Annotated in this window: 5 protein-coding genes; 3 read left to right on the top strand and 2 right to left on the bottom strand. The window is 54.5% G+C overall.

Annotated elements, in window-relative coordinates; genetic code table 11:
• Nucleotides 1-440 precede the first annotated feature (440 nt).
• Both OEV49_00025 and OEV49_00020 read left to right on the top strand, forming a co-directional pair.
• Nucleotides 441-5,411 (top strand): PQQ-binding-like beta-propeller repeat protein, encoded by a 4,971-nt coding sequence (locus OEV49_00025; protein MDH3889444.1) that lies wholly within the window; start codon nt 441-443, stop codon nt 5,409-5,411.
• Between the two features lie 302 nt (nt 5,412-5,713).
• Nucleotides 5,714-6,619, top strand: a complete 906-nt coding sequence (locus OEV49_00020; protein MDH3889443.1) for a radical SAM protein — start codon at nt 5,714-5,716, stop codon at nt 6,617-6,619.
• An 11-nt stretch (nt 6,620-6,630) separates the two neighbouring features.
• On the opposite strand, the gene OEV49_00015 is transcribed toward OEV49_00020, so the two are convergent.
• Nucleotides 6,631-7,095, bottom strand: coding sequence for a hypothetical protein (locus OEV49_00015; protein MDH3889442.1), 465 nt, complete (start codon nt 7,093-7,095; stop codon nt 6,631-6,633).
• A 292-nt stretch (nt 7,096-7,387) separates the two neighbouring features.
• On the opposite strand from OEV49_00015, the gene gyrA reads away from it, so the two are divergent.
• Nucleotides 7,388-9,814: a DNA gyrase subunit A gene (gyrA, locus tag OEV49_00010; protein MDH3889441.1), complete on the top strand. Its 2,427-nt coding sequence runs from the start codon at nt 7,388-7,390 to the stop codon at nt 9,812-9,814.
• Nucleotides 9,815-9,817: 3 nt separating this feature from the next.
• Here the strand turns inward: gyrA and OEV49_00005 are convergent, their stop codons facing one another.
• Nucleotides 9,818-10,258 carry a hypothetical protein gene (locus OEV49_00005; GenBank protein ID MDH3889440.1) on the bottom strand — a complete coding sequence of 147 codons (441 nt, stop codon included), beginning with the start codon at nt 10,256-10,258 and terminating at the stop codon, nt 9,818-9,820.
• Between the last annotated feature and the right edge of the window lie 619 nt (nt 10,259-10,877).

The following is a 10,877-nucleotide window of genomic DNA, read 5'->3' as shown; positions in this document are numbered from 1 at the left end:
CTGCTGTTGTTTGTAGAATAATCTGCTTCGGTAGTGGTTCTGCAATTGACATTTTCGTTTACCACACTGTTAAGTCTTCGCCTCTAATTTTTCTATCTCTTACTAACACTCCGAAACTCGACTTTTAGTCTGTTTTTTGGATGTTACCCTTCACAGGAGGTAATTTGATATTTAGAATCGAAAAGATAAAGTTCATTAGCCTTGACATGTTACAGCTGAAAACGGTGTTTATCCAATGCAGGATAGACTCCGACTCCAAAAGATAGGAAGAAAGTGAATTCGTTGCCTGAAGTTTGTGTCCTCACCTTCCCTAGACATAACCGAGGACGTGGTCTGTTGCCTCATGACGGTCGATTAATTATGAGTGATCGATCAGTCCGGCAGTATACCGAACCTCAGCGATCGAATTTGAGTTTTTTCCTTACTTTAAGGAGGAATAAATGTTAAAAAGACTGTTATTCGCAGTATTCGTTCTGGGTCTCGTTTTTTCCCTCAGCGGTACGGCAATTTCAGGCATCGGGGAGAAGCCGGTAGAGGCGCTGAATGCTATACCGACTGTCAACCCGAACGCTCAACTCTACAATGACATCGAAGACGCTCGTCCAGCCCCGGCTTCGTTCAAGAAGCCGATGGATCAAGGTCCCATCGAGGTTCAGATGTCCGGCGTTGCTTCAAGCCCTCCGTCAGCCTACTTCTGTGAAGACATAGGCTACTACGACGACACGGTTTCATCCGTCTGGGTGTGGAGTATTCCGGATGCCTGGGGCGACGATCTCATGAATATGCGCTTTACCGTCGAAGAAGGTATTGAGTGTACTCTGAAGGTCGGTTGGGTCCTGATGTATGGTGGTTTTGCCACCGGTACTCCGGATATGCGGGTGTACCTATGGGACGACGACGGCTTCGGTTTCCCCGGCAACAAGCTGGACTCGACCGATGTACCTAATGCCGCCATGGGCGGATCCTTCTGGTGGGCCGAAGCCAACTGGGCGGCTGCCGATTGGGTCTTCACTAATGGTGAAGAATACCATATCGGCTGGTCTACCCTGGGCGGCGATGGTGACACGTTGTGGTGCGTGTCCGATAAAGGTACCGGTCCGCACTCGTACACCGGTGAAGAACGGGCCAGTGAAAACTGGAACGGCTTCTGGGGTACGATGCTTGCTGACTGGGGTGAGGATGTATGCTTCCTCATGACATCTGAGCGTTGTTGCTATGAGTTACCTTTTACCGATTGCTATTCTCAAAGCTGGGATGAGGGCACTGCCTACTGGTGGAAAGCTCCTCACGACGCTTATGGTATTATCGACTATGCACAACGGTTTACTGTAGCCGGAGTTGAAACCCTTCAGTCCGTAGATATCGATGTCTACGACTTTACGGGTTCCTCCTCGCAGAACGCCGGTATCGTCGGTAATGACGACTTGATTATCAGTGTATGGGATGACAATGCCGGCTATCCTGGCTCGGTTATTGCACAGGAAACCGTCCCGGCGGGAACCTATGTGTACCATCCGGCATACACTAATGTTGATTTCTCAGCCCACAACCTGGTCTTGGGTTCGGGGGACTTCTATGTCTCCTTCAACTCGACCGGTGATCTCGGTGCCGGCGACTTCGAAGGCACCTTGTCGGATGATGAAACAACCGGCCACGGTCGTTCCTACTGTATCTACGGTGGCGACTGGTGGACCATCGGTGACCTCTTTGGCATCGATGTCGACATGAAATACACTGCTAACCTGTGTAAAGACCCCTACTTCGAATGTGAGTTGGTTTGGTACGACGTAGGTCCGCAGTATTACTGGACTCTGCCGGATGCTTACGGCGACGTTGCCGATGCCCAGTTGATGAAATCCGTTGGGCAAGAGTGTGAAGTCAGAGAAGTCTCCTGGGCTCTCTATGACTTCAATCCGGGCGTGGCCTATGCTCACAACTCCGTGGTTTCAGTCCACGAAGATGTGGGTGGTCTGCCTGGCCCGGCATTGGCCTCTGTTACTTTGACCCCGGCTGATTATGTGATGTTCCCCAGTTACACAACCGTCGACTTCGCTCCGTTGGCCGTGGCCATTCAAGGCCTCTACTGGGTCTCGATTGAATCCTTGTCACCGACCGAAGCTGAGGGTATTGCTACCATGACAGACTTTGGTGGCGGTGGCTGGATGAATGGCGCAGCCGAACTCTGGAACGGTTTCTGGGGTCTGCTCTGTGTCGATTGGGGCGGCGTGCCTTGCGATATCGCATTCCTCGCCGAATCCTATCATTGTTGCATCCCGCACGAAGAGCGGGTATGTGATCCTAATGGCGAAGGCTGGGTCACGCATCAGCACGATCAGCAACGTACCGGCGCATCGTTCAATTCCTTTAGCGATGCTCAGTGCGATCTGACCACGCAGTGGTGCTACACTCATCCCACCAACCAAATTTTCTACACCGGTCCCGCTATTTCCGGCGACAAGATTGCTTGTGCCTGGGATAACCAGGTCCAGGTGAAGGATTTGGCTACTGGTGCCGCCCTATACACGCTTACTGGCTTCCCGCTGGGTAACCAGATTCGTTGCACCCCGCATATCGCTGGTGGTGTCATGTATCTGTCCGGTGGTGACCAGCAATCAACAAGTGCATGGGACTTCGCTACCGGCGCTCCGATCTGGAGCCGTGATATTACATCCGTCGGCGTCGGCGGCCTCTTTGGCCAGACCCGTTACGGTTCGTTTATCATTCTGGATCAGGGTGGAACCGACGTTCTGTACTTCGGTACCGATGACGGTGCTATCGTTGCTGTCGATGCAGCGACCGGCGCTCTGTACGGCGGTTGGGCTTCCAACCCGGTGTACATAGCTCCTGGCGCACCGCTTAAGTCCGGTTCGACCGATGGCTCACAGCTTTTCTACAACACCTATCCGGGTGGTGTGGAAGGTGATGTATACGCCATCGACGGCGCCTCCGGCGCCATCAACTGGCAGTTGTCAACAGCCGGTGGCCTACAGGCTGCCACAGTCTATCCGGAAGGCCCGCAGGGTGGTGAAGGTTTTGCCGCTCCTAACGCCGTCGATCTGGAGAAGAGTCTGTTGTTTGTCAACTCCAGTATTGCTGCTCCGTATCATCCCGGTGACGGTGTCATGTATGGCATCAACACCAGCGACGGATCAGTAGCCTACGCGGTACCTTCACATCGTCCCAATACTGCCGGTACTGCTGCCGGCCCGGTCGTCGACCGTGCCCGCATCTATCAAGCCGGTCAGTCCTGGTGGGCGACCCCGCCGGCCGGTGGGTTGATCCTTGCGTTCAACAAAACCACTGGTGCCTCGGTGTGGGCGACCTCCAGCCCTGAGTACAATACGTACCGTGGCGACATGGCCCTCAGTTGCGAGCCGGAAGGCGCTGATGACATTCTGATCGATGTCGGTCATCATGGCTTCATTGACTTCCGCAATTCCGCAACTGGTGACGAAATCTTCCGTCGCCGTATTACTTATGGTGGTTTCCCGAACTCTATCGCCCTCAGTGCGGCGATTGGTCCTGGCTACCTGGCCATAAGTGACCTCTACGGAACTCTCTCCGTATTGGCCAAGGGTGATGATCGTCCGCGCTTGGAGATTCAGTCGTACCAGCCTTCTCCTTCGGTTGAGTTTGGTCCGGCCACCTCCTTGCACGTACCGCTCCCGAATGAGTTGGTCAACACCGGTTGTACCGACTTGATCTTTGGTCAACTCGAGACCAACACAAGTGCGAACCATCCCTGGATTCCTCCGGACTTTGCTCCGGCCAACGTGCGTCCAGACGTGATGGATCGTGCCTCCAGTATCACCGATCGTTTGACTGAAGGATTCGAGCTCAAAGCTATCCCGGCCCGTCCGGAAGCTGATGTCGATGACTACTTCGTGCTTCGTGATCGTGGCGAACAGATGTTGAATCTGGGCGCCGATGCAGGCGTTCCGTTCCTGCAGTACGCGACTCACACCGAAGCGGTTGTCTGGCCGCACGCAGGCGACATTCTTGCCGCCGGCGACACGGCTGATCTCGTTCTTGACGTCAACCAGTCGATGATCCTTCGTGGACCTCAGGATTTCTATATCGTAATTCCGTCAAACGATCCTGACTTCTACCTCCACGATGTTTGTGGTCAGACTCTCTATGGCGCCCCCGAAATCCACGTGACTATCGTGGGTGGCTGTCTTATCGACACTACGACCATGCAGTTCGGCATGGGCGGCGGTAACACGCAGCTCGTGACCAACAATGGTCGTATCGGTACCGGCGACTGGGATCCGCATGCTATCGACATCGACGGCGACGACGCCTCTGTTTATCAGGGTTCGTTCGTTTGGGCCGGTGGTGTCTTTGAGCAGGCTCTTAGCACCCAGGATTGGTATTCTGGTGGCGGCGAAGCTGAATCGTATTGGTCGATGCAGCCGGATCCGAACTGGTGTGACGACATGTGTAAAGCTCACATCGATGAAGGCGTGACGCTGAGCTGTCTTGGTGGATACTCCACTGACGGCCTTACATATGAGCCGATCATGGGTAACCGTGTTTGTGCGACCTACCTTGACTCCATGCAGAACTTTGATCTGGGTGGCGGCTGGGATTGGTCGAACTACGGCGCACCGTTCGATAACGATCTGACCATGGGTCTTATGTGTAACTCACGCACGGTGGGTGCTGTCGACTTTGAGCCTCTGAAGGACCTCACCGTTGACATCATGGAAATCACCGAGCGTAACGGTGACCCGGTCGATGGCTGGCGCATGGGTGCCACCATGGACTATGACGTTGGCAGTGATGATATCGCTTCTCGTTCCGCAGCCGGATCGGCGGCGTGGGTCAGCAATGGTGGTGTTGGTGATACCCAATGGGGTATGATCAAGTTCCCGTTTGGTTGCGGTAGCAACCCGAATGTGGACTTCACTCCGCTGATCAACTCCGTTTCCGGACACGGCGACGGTATGTGGTTCAACACTCCGACTCTATATCTTGGCGACTCTGCTTGGGACTTCATGAACCGGCCCGCCGGTGAGTACTCCCAGGCTCCGTTCACCAGCGATCGTGAAGCTCACTTCACTATCGCAGGACACGACTTTGCCGGCGGCGACACATACGAACTCGCCGTGGCTCAGTTTGGTCTGCACGGAACCTCAGGCGACGCTACTGAAGTCGACGCCCTCGCGGCATTGGCTAACAAGTGGCTCGGCTTTGGTCGTGGCGACGTCAACAATGACGGCGCCATCGATGTTGGCGACGTAGTTTGCCTCGCTCGCTACGTGAATGGTACCGGTCCCGGACCGATTCCGTTTATGCACCTGGGCGACGTTGACTGTGACGGCGACGTTGACATGGACGACGTGATTTATCTCGCGGAGTTCCTGTACAACGACGGCCCGTGCCCGTGTGGTGACTGGTGCTTCTAGTCTCCTAGAAAGTCAGTTCACTGACTATATAAGAAGCGAGGAGTTTACTCCTCGCTTCTTTTTTGCTATAAATCGCTCTTTGGGGCTTCGCGCGCCCAGAATCTAACTCAGTGCATCTCTTCAACCTCACCCTGAACGGACGGGTGGCCGCCTCAAACCGGGTCTGTGGGTGCCCCACCCAGTGACACGGCCATACTGCCCAACACAAAAAAGGTTGCATGCCACCTCTTGAATGATACACGAACTGTTGCTATCTTATCAACATGTCAACGGAGAGCAACCCAAACAGCAGACCGGACCCCATGAACCGATGTACGCTATGCCCCCGCGAGTGCGGCGTCGACCGTATCGACGGCCAACTGGGATACTGTCGGACCGATGCCTCACTGCCAATATCATCGATCTGCTGTCACATGGGCGAGGAGCCGGTGTTGTCGGGATCACAGGGTATATGCAATGTCTTCTTCGCTCATTGCAACTTGCAGTGCATCTTCTGTCAAAACCACCAAATCTCCTCCAACCAAGGCAGCCTCAACTCAGTGGACATGTCCATTGAAGAGGCCGTTGGTCAAATCGAAACCATTCTCAAGGGCGGCGCCCATGGCGTTGGCTTTGTATCGCCGTCGCACTGCCTGACCCAGATGCGGGCCATCATGACAGCCTTGAACAATCGAGGCTGGAACCCAACCTTTGTCTACAATACCAACGGTTACGACAGGCTTCAGACCATTCGCTCCCTGGAGGGAGTCATTGATGTCTACCTGCCGGACATGAAGTATATGGACAATGAGCTAGCCCATCGGTACTCCGGTGCAACAGACTATGTCGGCGTAGCTACGAAAGCGCTCAACGAAATGTACCGACAAAAAGGAGCCGCCATTGAGCTGGATAACGACGGCTACATAACGAGCGGTTTGATCATCAGACACTTGGTGTTGCCCGGTCACGTCGAAAACAGTATAGAGGTCTTGCGTTTCATTGCCGAGGAACTGTCGGTGGACGTGCACATTTCGCTCATGGCCCAATACCACCCCACAGCCGCCGTAAGGGGCCACGAACAATTGCACCGGTGTCTCGGTGTCCAAGAATACAATCGCGTGATCGATGAGTTTGAGGTTCTTGGTTTTTATCGCGGATGGGTGCAGGACCTGTCCAGCTCTGCGCATTATCTGCCGGATTTCGACAATCATCATCCTTTTGAGGAGTGATGCAGCGGCGCCTACCTGTTACGTCCCAGGTTAAGCCGAGCCTTCTGGTACCGACGTCCGTTGTTGTCAAGGTAGTACAAATGCAAATCCAGGCTGTCGGGTGTTACCATCGTCGTTGTGACCTGGAAAACAGCATTGCCGCCTCTCCGACGACCTGTCAACGTGTCGCCCCTGCCGATCCCTTCATAGATACCGTGGCGGCCAAACCCGTCCCAAACTTCCCAGATCAGGGAGTCGTTGTCGGGGTTGACGTAGAAGTGTCCTGAATCTGAATAGGTGTAGAGAAACTTGGTACCGGATATGCCGGTGCGAATGTAACCACCTGATGAATCTTGTACAAAGCTGGCGCTCCCTTCAACCTCCAGCTCGACACCCGTCATCGGCATCACCAACATTCCGGCGCCGCTCCATTCTCCCAGCAGGACGTATGGATCGAACGGCGGTTCGTCGCCGACGGCAACTACAACGGTCGTCATTACCACTGCTATGATGCATGTAACAACAATAAGACTGTGAGTGTGCTTGTAATGCATTCTAATCTTATACGCAGTTTTGGCGGTTGATGTCAAGATTCAACGATGCAACTCGCCCAAAGCAATGCAACCCACGCCCTTGCACGACCTGTCTGTGGCGACGTAACCGATAGTAGCCCAAGTGGATACAACTGACGGCCGGGGTCTGTTTTTTGTTGCCTTGAACCACTAAGATGCGTACTTTGAAAGTCCATGAATTGACCGAAACTGCCCGGATTTATAAGGAATTCGCCTCATGCCGCTTGAAAGCGAAAAGATCGAAACGGTCTTCCTCGAAGAGGAAATGAAGTCATCATATCTCGACTACTCCATGTCGGTCATCACCAACCGCGCTCTACCGGATATCCGTGATGGGATGAAACCGTCGAACCGTCGAATCCTGGTGGCAATGAACGATCTTAATCTGAACCCCGGCAAGGCCCATCGCAAATGCGCCAAGATTGCCGGCGACACCTCGGGTAACTATCATCCGCACGGTGAACAAGTGGTCTATCCGACTCTGGTGCGGATGGCCCAGCCGTTCAACATGCGCTATCCGCTTGTGGATGGTCAGGGTAACTTCGGTTCCATCGATGGTGACGGCGCAGCGGCCATGCGTTACACCGAAGCGCGACTGACGCCGATTGCAGTAGAGATTCTCGCCGACATCGACAAAGAGACGGTCGACTTCATGTCCAACTATGACGCCACGCGTGAAGAACCCACCGTATTGCCCGGTAAGTTTCCCAATCTGATTTGCAACGGCACCACCGGCATCGCGGTCGGCATGGCTACCAGTATACCTCCGCACAACCTCAGCGAAATTGCCGAAGCTATCTTGAAAACGATCGCCGAACCGGATTGTGAAAACGAGGATCTGATGGAGATAGTGTCGGCGCCGGATTTCCCGACCGGCGGCATTATCAACGGTCGCGAAGGTATCCGTGAAGCTTACCGCACCGGCAAGGGTCGCCTGCTGGTCCGCGCACGGGCCGCCGTTGAGCACATGACCAACGGCAAGGAAGCTATAGTCGTCACCGAGATTCCGTATCAGGTCAACAAGTCCAACCTGCTTGAAAAAATAGCCGACCTGGTGCGTGACAAAGTTATCGAAGGCATCTCCGATCTGCGCGACGAATCCGATCGTGACGGCATGCGTATCGTCGTGGAACTCAAACGCGATCAGCAAGCCGATATCGTTCTCAATCAACTATACAAACACACCACCATGCAGACGACGTTTTCGGTGATGATGCTGGGACTCGATCACGGTATTCCCAAGCTTCTAACGTTGAAACAACTGATCCAATCGTTTGTCGATCACCGCCATGAGGTTGTCACCCGTCGCACTCAGTTTGAACTGAACAAGGCGGAGACCCGGGCTCATATTCTCGAAGGATACCGAATCGCCCTGGACAACATCGACGCCGTTATTACGCTGATCAAAAAGTCCAAAGACACTCCCACCGCCCATGCCGGTTTGATGAAGAAGTTTAAGCTCTCCGACCGGCAGGCGACGGCCATCCTTGAGATGCGTCTGCAAAGACTGACCGGTCTTGAGCGCAAGAAGATCGAAGATGAATACCGCGAACTGATAAAGCGCATTACGCAACTCAAAGCGATTCTCGCTTCCAAGGCGCTGCGCATGAATATCATCAAAGAAGAGACCGAGGACCTGGCCAAACGGTTCGGCGACGACCGTCGCACCGAAATCCAGGACGCCGCCGAGGAACTCAGTGTCGAGGACCTCATCGCTGAAGAAGAGATGGCTATCACTATCTCGCACCTTGGATACATCAAACGACTCTCAGTGTCGGCCTACCGTCGCCAGAACCGTGGTGGTCGCGGCGTGAAGGGAATCGCCACCAAAGAAGAGGATTTTGCCGAGCATCTCTTTATCGCTTCAACGCATGAATTTATTCTCTTCTTCTCCACCAAGGGACGCTGCTATTGGGTGAAGGTACACGCTATCCCCACCGGCGGTAAACTGGCCAAGGGAAAACCGATCGTCAACATGTGCAAGTTGGAGCGCGGCGAAACAATCACTGCTTTCTGTCGCGTCCGCGATTTCTCGCCCGACCGGTTCGTGGTGATGGCTACGCGCTCGGGTGTGATCAAGAAGACGCCTTTGGATGCTTTCTCCAATCCGCGCGTCGTTGGCGTCAACGCCATGAATCTGCCCACCGACGACGAGTTGATCGAAGCCCAGATAACCGACGGTTCATCCGATATCGTGCTGGCCAGTCGTAAGGGCATGGCCATCAGGTTCCCCGAAAGCAAAGTGCGCTCTATGGGTCGCACCGCCTATGGCGTCAAGGGGATCAACCTCGGCAAGGGTGACTATGTTATCGGGATGGTCGTGCTCAAACGTGACAGTTCTCTCTTAGTTGTCACCGAGAACGGCTACGGCAAACGCTCTTCGGTCAACGATTACCGGGTCACCAATCGTGGCGGCAAAGGGATCATCAATGTCAAGACATCCGACCGCAATGGTGAGGTCGTCACGATAATGGAAGCTCTCGACGGCGATGAGTTGATTTTGATTACCAAAGAAGGGATAGCCAACCGCCAGGCGGTGAAAGATATCTCGGTGATCGGTCGCAACACCCAGGGCGTACGCTTGATCAAAATGTCCGATGGTGACCTTGTCACCGATGTCGCGAAAGTTGCCCAAGAGGAGTAAGTCTCAAAACGTTAACACGGCGTTGAGCTTGACGAATTCGTCGCGGGTCGAGTAATCCATGAACAGGTAGAATTTATCACTGTTGACCGTACCCGCCAATACGCCGAAAGCGTCGGCAATCAAATCCTTGTAAGAAAACCCGACCCCGATTTCGTTCTGATAAACTTCATACATGAACCCAGCGGCCAACGCTGCGGCGGGGTGCATGCCACCTTCCACCAGCAACTGTGAGCCGTAATAGTGTTGAGCCTTGTCCGGCACCATGAACTGCCATTCGTCGTTCGATTGATAGTACCAGGGATCGAAGTCGGGCAGATCAAACGATGCCGCTGGGGAGGGAAGCAGCAGTGCCACAAGACAGAGAACCGTCACGGTATTGATCACGGTCAAGATCGCCCGGCGGTATCCAGGTTTTCCTGCGGTTGTTGGGGTTGGTCTGTTCATGTTTACACTTCAAGTCAGCCGGGTCAGATCAGGTCGAGTCGGAAGGGTCGACCCAGGTGGAACGGGTTGCTCTCGATCGACCGTCGCTGGGTCGTCCCCGTCCCGCTCTGTCGCCGAAGTTGTCCGCCGACCGGCGATGGCCCCGTGGCCACCGGGTGATAGCCGCGGACCGCAGATCGGCAGCAGGGCGGGAAGGCCGTCGGCCGGTTCGGCAACCTGTGGCCTCTACCGGTGGGCGCTGTTGCCGGGAGGGACATTCCAGGCGGTCAAGTATGTCGATTCCAAAAGCCATCTCAGACAGTAATAGGACAACAACCGTGCCGACCGATGGACAAACTGTGCCGCGGCGTAAACGATTGCCCACAGTGTGGTTTTGTGGATGCTGATTCTTTGCACAGGTCGCAGATCGATACACTATGTGCAAGGGTGGTAACAATCAGACTCTTCGCCTGTCAACCTGAGCGCAGGCGTCGGGTGGCCGTCTCAAACCTTGTTTGGGGCGGGTTACAAGGATCACCCCCAAAGCGGCTTTGAGGGTGCCACCCACTCGCCGTCGGGTGGCCGTCTCAAACCTTGTTTGGGGCGGGTTACAAGGATCACCCCCAAATGATCTTCCCCC

It is taken from the genome of Candidatus Zixiibacteriota bacterium (assembly GCA_029860345.1).
Taxonomy (GTDB): domain Bacteria; phylum Zixibacteria; class MSB-5A5; order GN15; family FEB-12; genus JAJRTA01.
Note: the sequence above shows the minus strand (reverse complement) of the source record. Positions and strands in the feature narration are given on the sequence as shown.